Here is a 20,188-nt window from a genome sequence, read left to right on the forward strand (position 1 = left end):
GACATTCCAGCGGGTGCGCTGGCAGACGCCAGCCTCAGATCACCGCATCCCTCTTTCCTGTTTGTCCGACCATCAGTCTGTTCGAGACATAATAGCGATAGCGAACGCCCCGCTTGTTGGCATGGCTGGGCGTCAGACGATCGCCGGTTTCGTCCGTAAGCTTGCCGGCAAGCGGTGATATTCTGGCGCTGTTGGCTGCACCCCGCCCCTTTACGGCAGCCGCGACAAGCCGCTTTTGCACATCATCCCAGATCGTTGGGTCAATAAGGGCGGGATGTTGTCCGTCATAGATCCGGTCATGATGACGAATGCGACCGGCATAAACCGGATTGGACAGAATGTAATGGACCTGGCTGCGCGAGAAGACGGCTTGCTGTGCCGGCGCAGTCACCGACCGTTTGCCTCCACCCCGCGACCAGAGCCCCATTCGCGCCGCCTGTTCCGTCACTGTAACAAGGGATCCGTGGCGCAGATAAAGCTCATAAAGAGCACGTACAATCCGTGCATCGTCCTCAACAATGCTGAGTGTGCGTCCATCCGGTGCATAACCAAGCGGAACCGGCCCGCCCATCCACAGCCCCTTCTTCTTCGAGGCCGTGATCTTGTCGCGAATGCGCTCCGCCGTCACCTCGCGCTCGAACTGGGCAAAGGACAAAAGCACATTCAGCGTCAACCGCCCCATGCTGGTCGCGGTGTTGAACGACTGCGTCACCGACACAAAGGAGGCCTTGACCGCATCCAGCCGGTCGACCAGCTTGGCGAAGTCGGCAAGCGACCGCGTCAGACGGTCGATCTTGTAGACCACAATCTGGTCAACGCGTCCTTCATCCACATCGCACAGCAGTCTTTGCAGGCCCGGACGTTCGAGTGTTCCGCCCGACACACCGCCGTCATCGTAATGATCGGGCACAAGCACCCAGCCCTCATGCTTCTGGCTGGCGATGTACGAGACACAGGCCTCACGCTGCGCATGCAGCGAATTGAAGGCCTGATCCAGCCCCTCCTCCGAGGATTTACGGGTATAGACGGCACAGCGGATTTTCTTCATCGTGTTTTAAGTCCGAAGAAACGCGGACCGGACCATGCTGTGCCGGTGATCTTGCGCGCAATGGAACTGAGCGAACGATAGTCTTTGCCATCAAGGCGGAAACCAACCTCTGTCACCTCGACCTGGTAGGTTCTGCCATTCCATTCACGCACCAGATGCGTTCCAGGCTTCAGCGCCGGGGTCGCTGCCGCACAAACGACCGCTTGCTGGACTTCCCCTTCAAAAGTGGAGGGCTTCTGTTAGATAAGACTGACAGGAGACATAGAGTTGAAGCAGCGAGAATTTACAGAAGAGTTCAAACGCGAAGCTGTTCGGATTTTAACGACGAGTGGTCGAAGCATTTCATCGGTTGCCGAGGACCTTGGCATTGGCAAATCAACAATTGACCGCTGGCGTCGTAATTTTGCTGAGAAAGATTTGCTCTCCGGTCCGCATGAAGACATGAGCCAGGAGCTTGCTCGGCTTCGCAAGGAAAACGAACTTCTGCGCCAGGAACGAGATTTATTAAAAAAAGCGACGGCCTTCTTCGCTCGGGAGACAAGTCGATGAAGTTTGCATTCATCGACATGGAGAAGGCCCACATGTCTCTGTCACGGCTTTGCGCTTTCGCAGGCGTCAGTATCAGCGGTTATTATGCATGGAAGCATCGTTTGCGCAGTCGTCGCCAACTCGACGATATGATCATTCTGGCTCACATTCGTAATCAGTTTGAGTTGTCACGTGAAACTTATGGCAGCCCTCGAATACATGTTGAACTGAATGAAGAAGGTATTCGAGCAGGACGTCACCGCACGGCGCGACTGATGCGCGAAAACGGTCTTGAAGCCCGACCGAAAACGCGCTTCAAACGCACAACCGACAGCAATCATGGTGACCGTCGCTCCCAATCTTCTGGATCAGGACTTTACCTGTAATGGACCGGATCAGAAATGGGGTGTCGATATCAGTTACATATGGACCGCCGAAGGCTGGTTATATCTGGCAATCGTTGTCGATCTGTATTCTCGTCGCATTATCGGCTGAGAAGCGCGGGATCGGATGAAAAAGGATCTGGCGATAAGTGCTTTAAAGAAAGCTATTGCAATCCGGCAACCAAAGCCGGGGCTGATCCAGCACTCGGACAGGGGAAGCCAATATGCCAGTTATGAGTATCGCAAAATCCTCAAAGCTCACAAAATGCTTCCATCCATGAGTGGAAAAGGAAATTGCTATGACAATGCAATGGTGGAAACCGTCTTCAAAGCGATCAAGTCGGAACTGATCTGGCGCACTGTATTCCAGAACAGAAATGACGCAACCAAAGCCATTGGCGAATATATTGACGGGTTCTATAATCCCGTGCGCAGACATTCTGCCCTCGGGTATAAATCGCCGATCCAGTTCGAGATCATGAACCGGAATTTTGAGACAGAACCTCTCCACTAAATAAGGGCAAGTCCGGTCGCTTGATGAATACGCCAAGTGGAACAGCGTCTTCCGTCGATATCGACGCAGGGTCGAGACCGCCTGTTCGAGGCAATGCTTGAAACTCTGGCCGAACTGGTGACGCGGGATCGAAGTGCCGACCTGATCGACAGCACCGTCGTCCGGGCACACCATTGTGCAGTCGGCATAAAAAGGGAACTCAAGAGACCGAGGCGCTTCGCCGATCGCGCGGCGGTTTCACCACCAAGCTCAAGCCCGGCGCTATGCGGAAGGCCGACCGCTCGGCTTCCTTCTGACGCCCGAACAAGCGCATGATACCCAAGGCTTCGCACCGTTGTTCTGGATGATCTCCAACCAGATCAAGGCGTTCCTCGCCGACAAGGGGGACGACGCTGACACCATTCGCGAAAAGATCGCCAGCGCCGATATCGAGGCCGTCATCCCGACAAAGAGCGCGCCCGCGGCGGAAAGATCAGGGTGCACTGTCTTCGCATCCCAACTCTCAATGTTTGCTGGAGCCGACAAAAGCTCCTATATCACTGTAGACAGTCCGAGCCTGATCCGGCACGAGGTTTTCAATCATCAAAAATGCATGGACAACCTCGGGCAAATGAACATGCTTGACCGCAACGTCCGCGGCCTTGAGTCTTGCAGCAAAAGCGAATTCTTCATCCCGTAATGGATCTAAGCCGCCGCTGAACATCAAGGTAGGAGGAAACGTAGCTGTTACCGGACGATAGAGGGGGGACAGCGCCTGACGATCTTCATTGCGCTGAAAATACTGATCAAAATACCAAGATATTTTTGAATGATCGAGTAGTTTCCCTTTCCCATTCTCTTCGACTGACGGCCACGATAGAGTATAATCCAAGCTTGGATAGATCAGTACGAGCTTGGAAATAAAGCCCGGCTTCTCGGTTTGTAGATCACCCGCAATGGTTGCGCTGAAGGCCCCTCCTCCGCTATCGCCCACGAGTGTCAGCTGCTTGTTCCATGGAATATGTTGCTGGTCGAGAATATCATAAACTTTAAGCAGCACTTCCCGCGTGTCGTTCAGTCCAGCAGGATAGGGAGACTCGGGTGCGCGCCTATAATCAACGGCAACGACCGTGTTTCCAGTCGCTTGGGCCAACCGACGGGCTATCGGATCGTAAACTTCCACCGACCCACTCAGATGGCCACCACCATGGACGAAAAAGAGGACGTCGCGCGCCGATTGAGATCCAGGACTGTAGATACGAACCGGTATCCGCCGATCGCTCAACTGCACATCCGTGTTGATAATCTTCTCCATAGTCACCGGATTAGTGACATACTGTTTCGTCAAGTTTGCCAGCCCATTGCGGCTCGACAATGCATCATAGACCGGCGCGCTGTCCGGGTGTGGCAAGGATGAGAGGAAGCCGGCTAATGCTGGAGGTGGCGAAACAGACAGTGCACCGTGTGCATCACGCCATTCGTCCTGATATTTTTGCTCCAGTAGCCGCAGCTTGTCACTGCTCTGCTGCGACTGCGCCATCCCGGGCGCTGATGATAGCGGCCCGAGAAAGACGGCCAGCATCGCGGTAGCCAATCCTGGCAACTTACGCATAATGAAACCTTCCATCACCGCATTCCCCAACCATGACTTACTGTGATCGACTGTCCCGTAAGAGCCAGCGATGGAAAAGATGCTAGGTACGATACCATATCGGCAATATCCGAAGCGGAAGTGAATTCTCCGTCCACGGTCTCAGCGAGCATAATGTTTTTGACGACATCTTCTTCGCTTATGCCGAGTTCGCGAGCCTGTTCGGGAATCTGTTTTCTGACGAGAGGAGTTTCCACAAAGCCAGGACAAACGACATTCGCTCTCACATTATGGGCCGCCGCTTCCTTCGCAACCACTTTCGCAAGTCCTATAAGTCCATGTTTGGCTGCCACATAAGGCGCCTTGAGTTTTGAAGCCTCATGTGAGTGGACGGAGCCTATGTAGATAATGGAGCCACCTTTTTCCTTATTATACATATGACGCAATGCGGAACGCGTCGTAAGGAATGCGCCATTGAGGTGAATGGCCATCATTCGCTGCCAATTGTCAAAACTATATTGGTCGACAGGATCGACAATCTGTATACCTGCATTGGAAACAAGCGTATTATACGTGCCGAAGTGCTCCACCAACCGTTTGGTACCGGTTTCGACGTCGGCCTCGCTTGTCACATCCATCTCAATGGCAATGGCTTTGCCCCCTGCCTCGACAATTTCGGCCACCACCGTCTGTGCTGTAGCCATATGAATGTCCGCCACACCGACATTTGCGCCCTGTCGCGCCAGTGTAAGCGCAATCTCACGACCCAAGCCGCTGCCGGCGCCCGTCACAAGGGCAGTTCTTGATTCTAGCGTGGACATTTCTCTACTTCCATGTCTTTGGATACAAGATAATCATGAACAACCTTTCCCATCCCGAGTGTAAGATCAGCAATGATATGGCGGGCTGATATCACCTCAAGGACAGGTAGATCGCTAACGCGTGCAAGGGCATGGCCAAACAACTGCAGCCCCGCAGGACCAGTCCACGCCTCACGAACTGCTACATCCTCGCACCGATATTCAACAAGCTCGATGATCCGTGGCGTAGCGTCGACATGGGGAATAATCTTAAGAAGAAAGTTCGGAGCCTCGAGAATGCTTCTTGCAGCTTCCGTATCCATTTCCTCATACTTGAACCCCATACTTCCGGTCGCCACCGCGACTGCTCCATAGTGAAGCGTCCCTACGAGAGCATCGCCGTCAATCTTGAGTTCTGGACAACCGTATTTTTTTGGGAACCCCCAGATTTCACGACCAGCAGCGATTGCAGCATGTCCATCAAGATACATTGAGTGAACGAAATTCCCCTTCCGCCCACCAAGTGTAACCGGAATGACCTGGCCCGCTTCAGTGTAATCACCGAAGCCTGTAGAATCGGGCATCTTGATAAATTCGAAATGAACAAGAGGATCAGCGCTATCGACTTCAAGTGGCTCTGGGACCACACGGCGGAGGCTGTCAGCATCCGTTCTATACGTCACAACCAAATATTCGCGCTGCTTGAACCTGAAAGGGCCACGGTGAAAGGATGGGCTCGTCAGTGGCATTGCATAGCCATCACGAACGACTTCTTCGAAATTCATTTAAATCACCTGCACGTAACTCAACCATAAGAATAGATGGGCGCACTCATCAAAGAAAGTATATACGCACTTCCTTTAAATAACATCTAACACATTACTAATAAATCATTCCCTTTAACGACATAAAATCAAAAGCAGGAAAGTATACAAACTTAAATACTTATAGAAACGCAAAAATGCAACAATCAAATTTGTCTTTAAAGGCACCACCCCTCACCTGAAAATGGACTAAACCAGCACTCCGATGACGAAGCCAAGCTAGGGCACTCATGAAACATTACCAATCACAAAACGCTGATAGGGCACGAAATCACGTGCATTTTCTTGGATAGATCATGAATTGGAGCCCTGCAGCCCGGACTTCGTTACATGCTACCGTTAAATTGGTCCACTCCAACTTGGTATTTACCGCTTATTGAGGTGCACCCCGAATTTGGACCACGGAGAGCTGGAATTTTCCGGGTTTAAGGCTCAAAGCGCGGGGATGCCGTTGAACCATTCATAAGCGCAATCGGCACCTTATTGCCAATTGCGCTATATGGCCGGAATTCGTTATAGTCTCTATGCCAATCCTCCATCTTAATGCGGGCGTCGTCAAGACTCATGAACCAATGGGCGTTTAGACACTAGGCTCTGAACTTGCCATTGAAGTTCTCGATATAGCTGTTATCTGTCGGCTTGCCGGGTCGGGAGAAGTCGAGAACTACCCCCTTATGGTAAGCCTACAGACCCAAGTCACAAGAGATAAATTCGCTGCCATTATCCACACGAATAACTGCAGGATAACCGATCTGATGACATATCCGTTCCAGAGTCTGTACTACATCCTCACCACGATAACCGAAGCGGGCATCAACTGCTGGCGAGAAGCGTGAGAATGTATCAACCACCGTCAGAATGCGGATCTTCCGTCCAGTCGCCAATTGATCATGGACAAAATCCATTGCCCAGACATGGTTGGAATGGGTCGCATCTGTGCGATCAGCGCGAAGCTTCGCCTTCACACGTCGTTTGGGAACCTTGTTCCGCAGCTGAAGTCCCATCTCCTTGTAAAGACGATAGATTCGCTTCGGATTAACGGGCCAGCCGTGACGCTTGAGAAGCACATGCACGCGCCGATACCCATAACGAACCCGTGTCTGACAGATGTCCTTGATCCTGAGCTTCAGTTCAGCCTGCTCGCCGCGCTTTGACTTGTAGACATAAAGTGACCGGTCAATCTTGAGCACCGAACAGGCGCGTCGTACCGAGACTTTCCAATCCGACTTAATAGTGTCGACAAGTGCTCGCCTGCGTGCAGGCTTCAGAGCTTTTTTGCCAAAACATCCTGAAGCATGGCCTTGTCCAGAGACAGATCGGCAACGATCCGCTTCAGCTTGGGATTCTTCTCCTCGAGTTGCCGTAACCGCTTCATCTCGGATGGCATCAGACCCGCATATTTCTTGCGCCAGTTATAAAACGTGGCGTCTGAAATACCTGCTTTGCGACAAACCTCACCAATTGGCGTGCCATCCTCTGCCTGCTTCAAAACGAATGCGATCTGCGCTTCCGAAAACTTCGATGCTTTCACGGAAATCTCCTTCTCCCCAATAAGGGATCATAAGCGGAAAAATTCCAGTTCTGAATGGCCTAATTTAACGGGAGCACGTCAGGGCGGATGCGGCCCCCATGCTCCTCGTTCTTTGAGGCTTTGGCGCAAGCTGTCGCTGTCGTAAACGCGATCTGTCAATAGTATCTGCCCAGACCCGAGCGTCTCAAACATATCGGCTGCCGAACGTCCATCATGTGCTTGTCCGGCAGTCAGTTTCAGTCGAATTGGGCGACCATCAGCATCGACAAGCGCATGGATTTTGGTCGTCATCCCACCGCGCGAGCGACCCATGCAACCGGATCGTTCGTCTTCTTTGACCGTTGGCCGCATGTTGATGGACGCGGATTGACGAGGAGTCGATCATCTGGATATCGCGTTGAGAATGCGCGCCCAGTGCCCCGCATGACACCATCTGTTGAAGCAATTTACACAGGTCGTATAAGGACCATATCGAGCTGGAATGTCTGCCCATGGCGCACCTGTTATCAGCCGCCAGAATATACTGTTCAGAACACGTCGATCGTCAACCCGAGCCTTACCACGCACTTTGGTCGGAAGAAGCGGTTCAATCACCGACCATTCGAAATCTGTTCAATCAAAACGCGCCATCACTGCCCCCATGTCGATGGAGACAGTGGATCACAAACCATTCAATCCCAAAACTATTTTATGGGTATGTGACCTAGAGCAGATGTCGAAACGTATGAAACGATTTTCAAGATGCGTGTTACAATAGACTGTTAAAGCGCCGATCTGTTTCAATCAGATCGGCGCTTTAGTATTACCATTTCATCCTGAAGCCGGCAGATCCTTTAAGGACATAGCTGTCAGCGAAGTGGTTGAGAGAGGTATTAATGGAACCTTCGCCGTAGATAGAATATTTCTGGCCTGCCCACATATAGGTGCCACCGGCCCCAATCCCGCCCCAGGTCCTGTCATTGTCGGTACTGAAATCTACACCTGAGACATTGATGCGGGTACCGCCGAGGAACTCTTGATAGAGATTAGCAATACCGTAGACCGAAGTATTGACCATACGCCCATCGTCTCCCATCCATGAGCGGTTGTAGTTTGCGGCCAAGCCGATCCGTCCGATAAGACTGCTTCCATCTTCAAGACCAACTTTCGCATCGAATGCATCATGATAGCTGTTGAAGTCGATGGAAGACCAGGACAGTTGCGCCTGCGGAGTTAAGGTCCAGTTCTCGTCGACCGCTATACGCTGTCCACCTTCGACGCTCATTGCGAAGCCGAATGCGTTTCGACCTGTTGCAAGGCCTGTATTGGCGGTACGGGAATTCAAATCACTGGAGAACCATGTGGCCTGAGTTTGGGCATCGACATAGAAACCGTTATCACCATACCAGGTCAACGTTCCGCCGAGTGCGTAACCATTTGTGTTAATGTAGCCATCACCTTGAACGGAGGAAACATCGCCCCGTGCGGTTCCATACTGCCCGGTGAAGCTGCCGATCAGCATGCCATTGTCGTCTTCGTAGAATTTCCCGTCGACACCTGCCTGAAGGAGATAAGTATTGACGTCCTGTTGGGTTCTTCCTGTTGTGGTCGAAGGCTGGAAGCTGTTATGCGCGCCCTCGATACGGCCCCATATTGCCTGCGGGGTCATCTGGGTAGGATTGGCTACAACCCGATCACCTCTTTTGTTGTTATCGACTTCGCTCCAGTAGCGGTCGCCGACACGTTGCTGCAAGGTTGGCAAACGGTTGAGCGCCTGCAACGTCTGGACATAGGCTTCATATACGGGAACGCCCGGATTGTAGAGCGGAGTAGGATCAGGATTAGGGCCTGACCCATCCTTCAGGGCGCTGCGCAGATACCAATCGCCATCGTTTGGCGTAGTGACGCCATTCTTCTGCAAGGTGTATGCATAAGCGCCGCCAATCACAGCCTGCTGGCCGTCTTTCGTGACGAAATCGCCTTGCAGGTTGAAGGTGCCGTTTGACTGGCCGCTGACATTGACGACCTGGATGCCATTGGTTGTCTGAGCTCCAAGTCCGCCGCGGTTGACAACTTGAAGAGTGGTCGTACCGGATGTGTCACCCTTGACATTGAGGCGATCGGTTTTGGACGTATCATCCCCCAGCACTGTATTGATAACCACGGTGCCGTTGGAACCGGTGAAGTTGCCGGCGACATTCAAAGTTGTACCTGCCGTCATGTCACTGAGATTGACAGTACCAGCATTATCAAGGGAAGCCACGGTGGTGTCGTAGCCGCCTATATCGAGGGTACCATTGCGAGCGACAGTATAAGCAGATGCGGAGCTGAGCGCACCTTGGCTTCCCTGCGTCAGAGTTCCCTGATTGACAGTCGTTGCGCCAGTATACTGATTACTGCCGGTAAGGGTCAGGTCAGCTGCGCCGGATTTGACGAAGCTTCCCGTGCCGGACATTGTCCCGCCATAAGTTGAATCCGCGACTTCGTTAACCGTGAAGGTTCCCGCTCCAATATTGATTGCACCTGTGCCGGAAAGCACTCCAACAGTGTTGTTTGTCGCCCCAAAGTCGACATTGCCATTGGCCCCCACGGTGAGAGATCCAGTGCCAAATGCATTGTCGCTACCCGCCTTCAACGTACCATTATTAACGGTCGTACCACCGCTAAACGTGTTGTTGCCGCTCAAAGTCAAGGTATTTGCGCCGTTCTGGACGACTTGACCACCACCGGAAATATTGCCCGAAAATGCGGTGTCGCTGCCGGCAGCTTGGTTGAACGCAAGCGTCCCCTCTCCGTTGGCATCGCGGACAACTGTGACATCCCCCTTAATGCTGCCCGACGTCGTGCCATCACCAAGCTGGAGAGTGCCGTCACTAACCGTCGTGCCGCCAGTATAAGCGTTCTGTCCGGTAAGAATAAGCGTGCCAGAATCGGTCTTATTGAGACCTTGTGAGCCTGTCAGTGTAGACCCAATGGTTGCGGTCATTGTCGCGCCATCGGCTGTTCCGTCACCGACGCGAATGATTGGAACGCCCGTTGTGCTGGAGAGATTGACACTCCCGCCATTGAGAACATAACCATCAGTAGCGAACTGCATGCCGGCTGCGTTTATCTGTCCGGCACTGTCATCGACAGTCACATTGCCTTTTTCACCACCAAACACTGCAAACTCACCCTGATCGAAAGCAGCAAGGACGCGCGCCTGATCGTCGGTCCAATTCTGGTTGTCCGCTTTCCAGACCCCACTGCCACCGGTGATTTTGTTGTTGTCCAGATCATCCTGCGTGTATCCGCCGTCCCAAAATTTGACTACGGCGCCATAGGTGTTCACAACATTGACCTGATTATCATAGCTGGTCTGGATGGACATGCGGTCTTTGGCCTGGTCTCCACCTGGAACCGTGCCGAACTGCAAACCATTGTCTGTCAAAAGGCCATTGTAGTTGGCCAATCTGTAAACACCCGGACCGAACCCACCTGCATCAGTAATGTTAAGCGTACCAGCCAGAGTCAGGTTGCCGTTCACCTGGAAAGCAGGTGTTTTCGTGGCGCTGCCCCATTGGACACTGGTCGTGCTATTGGAAGCAAGGGTCAAGTCACCTCCGATTGTCAGCGTCTGACCGCCTTGACCGTAGAGCGTACCGCTTCCCACGCTGACATTACCGTCGATAGTGCCTGCACCGCCGATTGCCGCAGTGCCGCTGGCAAGATTCACGTTGCCACCCAGCTCGCCATTGACCTGTAGATAGCCGTTATTGATCGATGCGGTTCCCGTAGCGGCGCTAGCATCACCTGCAATGATCAGCTTGCCACTGCCAGTCTTGGACCAAGCCGTGCTTCCGCTCATGCTGCCAGCCAGTGTCAAATCAGCATCGTTCTGGAACGCTGCATGATCATTATCCAAAACAACTGCGCGGTTCATGGTGAACTTTGCGGTATTTTGCAACGTGCCGTTGCCGATCGTCAAGGAACCGCTGTCGTCGCCCATATTGGCATCAGCCGACACTGCCAGCGTGCCACTGTCAATGGTGGTACCGCCGGTATAAGTGTTCGTGCCCGACAGGGTCAGCTTGTCACTGCCGGACTGTACGACGTTGCCAGCGCCACTGATGGTCTTTGCGAAGACCGGATCGCCCGACATGTCGAAAACAAGCGTACCTTTATGGTCGGCATCAGCGCCAGTATTGACATCGCCACCAATTTTACCGGTGGCTTCGCCGTTGCCAAGCTGAAGCGTGCCACCTGTGATCGTCGTTCCGCCGCTGTAAGTGTTGTTTTTTGTAAGAACGAGGGTTCCTGCGCCGCTCTTGGTCAGACCGCCGGCACCAGAGATGGCACTGTCAATAACCATGGCATTGGTCGTGTCATCCGTCTGGATTGTGCCATTGCCTGCACCGAGCGCAATCGCGCGACTGGTGGTGAAGCCCTGACTGTATTCGAGCGTCCCACCATTGATCGTCACCTGTCCAACAACATTACCCAGATTGCCTTCTGCGCCGACAGAAAGCGTACCTGCCGAGATAAGAGTGCCGCCGCTATAGGTGTTAGTTGCAGTCAGAGTCGTTTTGCCGGTCCCGGTTTGCGCAAACTGGCCTGCGCCGGAGATCACACCGTCGAAGCTGAATGTGCTGGTTTTGTCGATAGCAAATGTTGCCTTGTCTGCCCCTGCAGCATCAACGGACACTCCGTCAGCCGTGGTGATCGTCCCTCCGTCACCAAGTGCAAGTGTTCCCTGTAGAACATCTGTCCCGCCGGTGTAAGTATTCGTTCCTTTCAGAACCAAAGTACCATAATCTGTCTTCTGCAAACCTTGTGTACCGGCGAGCGGTGCGCTTATCGTAGCGGTGTAAGGGGTTACCTTACCATCTTCATCAGTTGCCGTTCCCACCCGGATGATCGGCTTGTCCGTAGACGAGCCCGCTTGATCCTGGAAAAGCGTCAAGGGATTGGTACCGGACAGGACATATCCATCAGCATTGAACTGCATACCCAACGCAATAACGCCCGTGCCCATCGTTACTGTCGCCGACGGCCCGTCAAAAATAGCGAACTCAGAATTCTTCCAGCTGCCTGTAACGCCCGTCTCCGGATCCTTCCAGCTCGTTTGATTAGTCAGATTCCATTCACCGTTGCCGCCGTTCCAAGTATTCAACTTGGCGCCAGCTGCGTTCATGATGTTGATCTGCTTGTTTGCATCGTCATAAATCACATAGGCATCCGATGACGATCCGCCCGGAACGGTACCTATTGTCAGTGCCGGACCGGTCTTGGTGAGTGTGTCGTGGTAGTCGAAGAGATGATAGACGCCCGGACCAAAACCGCCGAAATCCGCTATATTGACCGTGCTCCCTTTCAAGCTGAGAGCACCCTTGACATCAAAGAGTCCATTTTCGTTAGGCTTACCGTAGGAAACATTTATTGTGCTACCGGACTGCATCGTCAGGCCGCTACTAAAGGTCAATGTCTTGCCGTCCTGGCCGATCAGCGCTCCCGAAATCGTGGTTGCACCGCCGATTGTGCCGTCACCGGAAAGTTCACCTTCCGCTGCAACATTGACTGTAGACTGATCGCTCCCCAGCGTACCATTGACATAGAGAGTTCCCGTATTGACATTCGTGGTTCCAGCAAAGCCGCTGCTGTCACCAGTCATGGTCACTGACCCCTTGGATATGTCGGGGTCATCGCTAGGCCCGAGAATGTTGAGCACGCCATTACCGCTGAGAACATCGTCGAAACTGATGTTGGTGCCTTTAACTGCGTCGAAGGTGAACGTACCGTTATTGGTCACGGCACCTTTGATGCTGCCATTTGTCGTGCCATCGCCAACCTGTAGCGTTCCGCCGCTATCGATAGTTGCTCCCCCTGCGAGGTCCACTGATCCGGTCAGCGTTGTCTTGCCTACACCAGCCTGCTCCAATTTACCGCTGCCTTCGAGACTGCCTGCATATACAAGCGTGTCTCGGTGAAAGACCACTGTGCCATCATTCTTGATATCGCCGGCAATGCTGCCGTGCTTACCATCTGCACCGCCAATCTGCAGTGTGCCCTGACTAACGACTGTCTCCCCGCTATATGTATTGCCGTCGCCGGAAAGGGTGAGCTTTCCTTCACCAATTTTGGTCAACTTGCCAGCACCGGTAATGTCACCGCTCAATTCCGGGCTATTGAGCAAGGTGTCGATGATCCCGCCAGTGCCTTGAAGCGTAACGTTGCGGTCCGAAGTGAAACTTCCCGTAGTCTGAAGTTCGCCGCCGTTGAAGGTAAGTGAGCCCGAGGAATCCCCCAAATTGCCGTCACTGCCGACGGAAAGCACACCGCCATTGAAAGTGGTGCCGCCCTTATAGGTGTTTGCGCCCTCAAGCACGAGGACACCCTCACCGGACTTTGTCAGTCCGCCATCACCACTGATCACACCAGTGATATGGGAAGTTCTATCATCGGCCTGGAACGTCGCGCTGCCACTCAGCGTGAAGGCGCGATCCATCGTGACATCGCTTGTGAGCTCCAGTGTCGTACCGTCAGCCATGGTGACGGAGCCAGTCGCCGCACCGAGATTTGAGTCCTTTTCGATTTGCAAACTACCGGCAGCGATCGTCGTACCGTCGCTATACGTGTTCGTCCCGGACAGGATCAGCTTGCCGCTACCGGTCTTGGTGAGGCCGCCATCACCCGAAATAACACCTGCAATCGTATCCGTATTCGCTCCGGTATCGACAGTACCTCCCGTATCCAAAGCAATAGCATGGCTGAAAGCAAAAGAGTCGGTCAGTTGCAGGATTGAGTTATTGGCAATAGTCAGATCACCACTGCCGAGATTTTCGTCCTTACTGATTGCAAGCGTACCTGCGGTGATCGAAGTGCCGCCACTATAGGTATTCGTACCCGATAGGGTGATTGTGCTGTTCGTGCCGGACTGAACAACCGATCCGGTTCCAGAAATGACTCCACTGAAGTCATGGTTGGTATTGCTGGCAAATTCCAGCGTGCCTTTATTGGCCACATTGCCCGTGATCCAGCCGGCTCCACCCAGACGGAGAGTGCCTCCTTCGATAGACGTTCCGCCTTTGTAGGCATTTGCGCTGTTGGTCAGGACAAGCGTTCCAGTCCCCAGCTTTGTCAGCCCACCGTCTCCAGAAAGACTACCACTTAGCGTAGCGGTGTAGCTCTGAGTATCGATGGTCCCACCCGCCTCGTTGATTGTCATCGTTCGCGCGGTTGCGAGAGTGGCCCCCAGTTGCAGCGTTCCGCCGTCGAAGGTAAGAGCACCGGTGCTCTTGCCCAGATTGTCATCGGCATTGACCTGAATAACGCCACCTTCGAGGAAGGTACCGCCGTCATAGGTGTTGGTTCCGGAGAGAACGAGCGTACCAGCACCCGTCTTGTGCAACTCGCCACCGCTGATGACACCACTCAGTGTGCTGGTATCTTTCACTGTGTCGATGATGGAACCGGTCGTTCCAAGCGTGATGTTTCTGTCGCTCGTAACCGCATCGCTGAACTGAAGTTCGGCACCTGCTCCTATCACAACAGCCACGCCACTTTTGCCGAGATTTCCATCCTTGGAAATCTGGAGAATGCCCGACTTAATGTCCGTTCCACCCTCATAAGTGTTGGTTCCACCCAGGACCAGAGTACCCGTTCCGCTCTTGTTCAGAGCGCCAGTTCCACTCAGCACTCCGTCGAGCGTATTGACGCCGTCATCGACAACATCAATCGTGCTGTTGTTATCGGTGAGATGGATATTTCGCGCTGTCGTAAAGTCTCCGTCCAAAAGCAAGGTAGCATTACCAATGATGATGCTGCCTGGATTTACAGTTGCGCCGAAATTCGCATCCGCCTTAACCGCCAGTACACCGCCATCAATTTCGGTGTCGCCAGTATAGGTATTGGTTCCCGTAAGGAGAAGCGTACCACCGCCTGTCTTGGTCAGTTTGCTTCCATCGATCACGCCTGAAATCGTATTGCTTCCGTCTGCGCCCACATCAATTGTGGCACCAGTGCCGCCAAGCGTCAGATCATGCGTCATGGTGAAATCATCACCAAACTTCAACGTTGCAGCATTGACGTAGAGGTGACTATCAGGATTGCCCAGATTGCTGTTGTCACTGATTTGCAAGGTACCTGCATTTACATGCAAATTACCGGTGAATGTGTTGTCTCCACCCAGAATGAGCGTTCCGGTACCCGTTTTGTTGAATTGCCCAGTGCCGCCAATGACGCCAGTAATCGTATCGGTGTATGTGCCCGTATTAATGGTGCCGCCGTTCGCTCCAATCGTGTAGCCGCGTGTCGATGACAAATCGGCAGAAAACTGAAGCGTTCCGCCATTGATAGTCACACTGCCTGCAGCATCACCCAATTTACTGTCAGCAGACACGATCAGGCTACCGCCCAGGATATCCGTACCGCCGCTATAGGTGTTAGTGCCACTGAGGGTCGTAGACCCGCTGCCGCGCTGCACAAGCTTTCCGCGCCCGCTGATCGAATTGCTCAATGTGAAGGCGTCGGTGTGATCGACTGCCAGAGTGACAGCATACTTCTCACCCGTCTTTCCGAGCACAATGTTGCCGTCAACACTGCCGGTCGCCCCCCCATTTCCAAGTTGAAGCGTTCCGGCCTGAACAGTTGTCGTGCCTGTATAAGTATTCGTTCCCGCAAGTATCAATGTACCCAGATCGGTCTTTTCCATGCCCTTCGTGCCTGAAAGAACCGAGCTGATGGTAGCGGTGGTGTTGGGTGTCGTAGCGCTGCCCACGCGTATGATGGGCGCGGCCTCCGAGCTGCTAACAAGGGTCAGTCCATCCCCCGTGACTGTATAGCCGGTGGTTTCAAACTGCATACCGAGCGTGCTGATTGCGCCATCTGTTGCATCAACGGTAACCGTGCCACCTGTATCACCGGCAAAAATCGCGAAGCGAGCGCTGTTCCATCCGCCATGGAGGCCACCGTTGTTACCTGTCCAGTTCGTGGTCGTTGCGCTCCAGGTGCCGCTACCGCCGGTCAGATCAGTGCTCTCGCTGACAACAGAACCATCCCAGTATGTAAGGCTCATCCCCTGAGCGTTCGTAATGTAGACATCGTTGCCGCTCGTGTTGAAGCTGATGTCGATGGCTTGAACACCGTCAGGCAAGGTGCCCGCAGTCAAGCCGCTGGCACCAGAAATCGTGCCGCTGGAATTGAACAATTTATACTGACCGGGACCGAACCCCCCAAGCGAAGCTATGTTCACGGTATTGCTGTTCAAAGTGAGATCACCATGAACAGAGAACAGCGAGCCCACATCAGCATCCGGTGCACCGTAGGACACGTTCACCACGGCACCGGTAGCCAGCGTCAGGTTGCCTCCGAACGTGAGCGTATCGCCTTGCGTTCCTTCAAGCGCACCGCCGTTGCTGATCGTCGTATTGCCGCCAATGTAACCATCGCCACCAAGCCATGCACCGCTTGCCACAGTGACATTTCCAGAACCGGGCACATCGTCAACGGCGGCAAAACCGAGCGTACCGTCAACAACAAGTCCGCCGGCGCTCACCGTCGTCGTACCTGCAAAAGTCGAACTGTCTCCACTCAGAACAAGATTGCCGGCCCCCTTCTTTTCCAGTGAACCGCTGCCGCTGAGGACCTTTGTGAAATCAATGTCGTTGCTGCGATTGAAAACCAATGCGCCGCTGTTGGCTATATCGCTGTCAATTGAACCGGTTGCGCCGCCAGCGCCAATCTCAAGCGTACCGGCGGTAATCGTCGTTGTGCCTGTGTAATCACTATCGCCAGTAAGTGTCAGCTTCCCCGCACCGCGCTTTTCGAATGTACCGGAACCGCTGATGGATTTGCTGTAAGTAAGATCATCGGAACGGTTCATGACAAGCGCTGAATCGTTCTCAATATCACCGCTCAAGCTGCCGACTGTCCCGCCAGCACCCACTTGCAGCGTACCGCTTGTGATCGTCGTAAGGCCCGTATACGTGTTGTCGCCGGTCAGGATGAGGGTGCCGGAGCCGGTTTGTTGCAGCGCGCCAGTTCCGCTGACCGTACCCGCATAGGTATAGGAATCCGAGCGTTTGAACTCCAGAGTACCGCTATTTGTGACCGTACCGGAGATGGCGCCGCTTGTGCCGTCATTGCCAACCTGAAGCACGCCCCCCTCGATGACAGTATTGCCGGTGTAGGTATTCGCGCCGGTCAGGATCGTCCGGCCTGTGCCGCTCTGCTTCAGGACGCCAGTGCCGCTAATCACCCCACCATAAGTGAGCGTGTTGCTGCGGTTGAATGTCAGAGTACCACTGTTCGCGACGTTCCCGGTAATCGAACCGGCCTCTCCTCCATTGCCGATCTGCAGCACACCGCCCGAAATCGTCGTACCGCCGGAATAGGTGTTGGCTCCTGTCAAAACCAGTGTTCCAGTGCCCGTCTTCGTGAGCGCGCCGGCCTCGTTTGCGACCTTATCGCTGATAACACCGCTGATCGTATCGGTATTTGTCCCGGTATCAATCGTCCCGTTCCGATTGGTGATGCCGTAGCTGCGTGCGGACGTGATTGTCCCTGCAAGACTAAGCGTACCCCCGTCCAGGGTGACCGTCCCGGTCGCATCGCCCAGTTTGGCATCGGACGCAACCTGCAGCGTGCCGGCGCTGATCGTTGTGCCGCCCTTGTAGGTATTGGTGCCGCTCAATATCAGGGTGCCGCTTCCCGCCTTGACGACCGAGCCATCGCCCCCGATATTGCCTGAATAGGTCTTGGCGTCACTGCGATTGAAGCTCAGAGTGCCGTCATCGGTAATAGAGGTACTGGCAAGCCAGCCCGTCGTCCCACCATTGCCGATCTGCAAAGTGCCGCTCGCAATCGTCGTAGCGCCCGTATAGGTGTTGTTGCCGGTCCATATGACCGTTCCCGTCGACCCCTTGTTCACAGTTCCGCTGCCGCTGATCACGCCACCATAGGTTAAGGTACCGGCACGATAAAATGAAACGCGGCCACTGTTGGCAATATTGCTCGCTATAGAACCCGAGGAACCTCCATTACCGATCTGCAGTGTACCGGCGGCAACCGTCATCGTCCCGGTCGCGGTGTCGTCACCGGTCAGAACCAAATTACCCGCGCCAGTCTTGGTGAGAGCGCCGGCTGTGCCAGTCACGGCATCCGTGATCGCCCCCGAGAACACGCTGCTCCCACTTGAAATATAGAGCGTTCCGCCACTCGCGCCAAGCGTCACGGCCCGCGCGCTGGTAAAACTGCCTGACAGGTGTAATGTCCCGCCATTGAAATTCAAAGCGCCGCTTGTCGCGCCAAGATTGGAATCCGAACTGACACTCAGCGTCCCGCCATTGATATTCGTCCCGCCCGTATAGAGATTGGTGCCGGAAAGAACCAGCGTTCCCGCCCCGCTCTTCGTCAGCGCACCGCCCGGAGTCGTGCTCGTGCCGAGGTTCTGCGAAACCGTGAATGTATTGCTGGCACTGTCGATATTGAAACCACCGCCACCAGCGTTCCATGTCATAGACCGGCTGGTACTCGTATAAGTGGTCCCCATGACCTTTAACGTGCCGCCGTTAAAATTAATCCCGCCAGTAGATGCGCCAAGAGCGCTATCCGAACTCGTCGCGACCGTACCGCTGATAAGCCCTATATTACCGGTGAACGTATTGGCGCCGCTCAGTGTCAGCGTACCCGTGCCCGCATAGCGGAAGCCGTTCGTGCCGGAAATGACACCGGAGAAAGTGGTCGAAGCAGAACCATTAACCGTGAGGCGGGTCCCCCCCATCGTAACCGAACCGTCGCCCGAAAGAGAACCTATCGAGAAATTGTCCTTATCTGTAATATTCTGGATATCAAAAGTGCCCGTGGTAATGACAGTGGCACCGGTAGCGGTCGTCCCACCCTTCAAGTAGATAGTTGAATTGGATTGCCCAACATTTATCGTTGTATTATTGGCATTCGTAGTCCCTTCCAAGCTGATAGCGCCGCCATTTTTAGCAAGAAACGTCGAGGAATTTTCGCCCAGTCGTATATCTTTTGCCGTGAAGTCGACATTCACAAACGTCAGCTTACTATTAGTCCCGTCAGCCTCCAAAGCAGCCGAATTCTGACCGGTCACCCATATGGTACCAGCCACGGCATTAGTACCGGTGAACGTCGAAGTGTTCCCACTCAAGGCAGCCAGCCCGTAACTGGAATCACCAGAGAGCTTGATGCTGGTAGCGGTGTTCATAGTCAAGGTAGCAGCCCCCCGAAGCCTGATACCGCTACTTGATGCATCACTCCCCGAAATCTTAACATCCGTCAATGACACGCTGCCGGAACTTGTTGCGTCGACACCAACACTATTCCCCTTACTCATGGTTATAATGGTGCCCGTTGCATTAATTTGGCTATTTGTACCAGACGCGGTCAAGCCAGCGGAACTGCCTTCTCGCGCTGTTATGTTCGCCGCACCGACTGTGGCCCGACCACCTCCCGTAACATAGACCACATTCCTAGCGCTGCTCATTGCATTGATCGATACGCCGTCACCGATGGTTACATTTCTGCTGCCATTAATAAGAATTGCGTCAGCACCTGATGCATTTATAACTGTAGTATTCCCCGTCAGATTAAGCGTGGAAGTTGCATCGCGCATCTGGATGCCCGAAGCCGCAGACGTCGTGATGGTTGCGTTCGTCAAGTTCAACGTGCCACCACCCGCAATCGTTACACCAAACGCATCCGTACCTGTGACGGATATGGTCGTGCCGGTCGCGTTGACGACGGTACCGCTACCATTCACATATATGCCGCTTTTTGTTGTTGCGTTTGTTAAAGTGATGCGATTGTTCGTCAGCGTATAGGTTCCGCTCGTTGTAGCTTCGTAACCATCGCTATTTCCGACGGTTGTCCGACATCAGGGCCTTTGAGACAAAACTGGTTTAATTAAGAAGAGAGGATTTTCGGCTCATCATAGCTTTATCAAAGGACGCAAAGATGAGACAGAAACCCGTTCCCCAAACGTCTTCTGCGGAGAGGACGATCAAAGATATC

The 20,188-nt window shown here is 53.7% G+C and carries 5 protein-coding genes and 4 pseudogenes; 1 reads left to right on the forward strand and 8 read right to left on the reverse strand.

From position 1 onward, the window contains the following. Nucleotides 1-34: 34 nt before the first annotated feature. Both FJQ48_RS22685 and FJQ48_RS07790 read right to left on the reverse strand, forming a co-directional pair. On the reverse strand, nucleotides 35-1,048 hold the full coding sequence (locus FJQ48_RS22685) for a recombinase family protein (RefSeq protein WP_247870322.1): 1,014 nt from the start codon (nucleotides 1,046-1,048) through the stop codon (nucleotides 35-37). Then, nucleotides 1,045-1,227: pseudogene (locus tag FJQ48_RS07790) on the reverse strand (DUF2924 domain-containing protein); the annotation flags it as partial. The gene FJQ48_RS22685 and the pseudogene FJQ48_RS07790, both read right to left, overlap by 4 nt. An 82-nt stretch (nucleotides 1,228-1,309) precedes the next feature. Between FJQ48_RS07790 and FJQ48_RS07795 the strand changes: the two are divergent. Next, nucleotides 1,310-2,473 (forward strand): annotated as a pseudogene (locus FJQ48_RS07795) (IS3 family transposase). A gap of 502 nt (nucleotides 2,474-2,975) precedes the next feature. On the opposite strand, the gene FJQ48_RS07800 reads toward FJQ48_RS07795, so the two are convergent. From FJQ48_RS07800 to FJQ48_RS07830, 6 genes and pseudogenes are all read right to left on the reverse strand, one after another. Further along, nucleotides 2,976-4,079 carry an alpha/beta hydrolase gene (locus tag FJQ48_RS07800; RefSeq protein WP_139974592.1) on the reverse strand — a complete coding sequence of 368 codons (1,104 nt, stop codon included), beginning with the start codon at nucleotides 4,077-4,079 and terminating at the stop codon, nucleotides 2,976-2,978. Further along, nucleotides 4,079-4,864, reverse strand: coding sequence for a 3-hydroxybutyrate dehydrogenase (locus FJQ48_RS07805; protein WP_139974593.1), 786 nt, complete (start codon nucleotides 4,862-4,864; stop codon nucleotides 4,079-4,081). The genes FJQ48_RS07800 and FJQ48_RS07805 overlap by 1 nt, the downstream gene beginning before the upstream one ends. Further along, on the reverse strand, nucleotides 4,852-5,628 hold the full coding sequence (locus FJQ48_RS07810; protein ID WP_139974594.1) for an acetoacetate decarboxylase: 777 nt from the start codon (nucleotides 5,626-5,628) through the stop codon (nucleotides 4,852-4,854). The genes FJQ48_RS07805 and FJQ48_RS07810 overlap by 13 nt, the downstream gene beginning before the upstream one ends. 464 nt (nucleotides 5,629-6,092) lie before the next feature. Next, nucleotides 6,093-7,198: pseudogene (locus tag FJQ48_RS07820) on the reverse strand (IS3 family transposase). 96 nt (nucleotides 7,199-7,294) lie between these two features. Beyond that, nucleotides 7,295-7,828: pseudogene (locus FJQ48_RS07825) on the reverse strand (IS5 family transposase); the annotation flags it as partial. A 172-nt stretch (nucleotides 7,829-8,000) separates the two neighbouring features. Then, the gene (locus FJQ48_RS07830) at nucleotides 8,001-19,937 is read right to left on the reverse strand and encodes an autotransporter-associated beta strand repeat-containing protein (protein WP_139974596.1); all 11,937 of its coding nucleotides are present in this window, start codon (nucleotides 19,935-19,937) and stop codon (nucleotides 8,001-8,003) included. Nucleotides 19,938-20,188: the final 251 nt, after the last annotated feature.

This window comes from Ochrobactrum sp. CGA5 (genome assembly GCF_006345815.1).
In the GTDB taxonomy this organism is placed as follows: Bacteria; Pseudomonadota; Alphaproteobacteria; order Rhizobiales; family Rhizobiaceae; genus Brucella.

Bases quoted from the DNA above. Each gene is read 5' to 3' on its own strand.
- FJQ48_RS07805 (WP_139974593.1), bottom strand. From the start codon at position 4,864: ATGTCCACGCTAGAATCAAGAACTGCCCTTGTGACGGGCGCCGGCAGC.
- FJQ48_RS07810 (WP_139974594.1), bottom strand. From the start codon at position 5,628: ATGAATTTCGAAGAAGTCGTTCGTGATGGCTATGCAATGCCACTGACG.
- FJQ48_RS22685 (WP_247870322.1), bottom strand. From the start codon at position 1,048: ATGAAGAAAATCCGCTGTGCCGTCTATACCCGTAAATCCTCGGAGGAG.
- FJQ48_RS07800 (WP_139974592.1), bottom strand. From the start codon at position 4,079: ATGGAAGGTTTCATTATGCGTAAGTTGCCAGGATTGGCTACCGCGATG.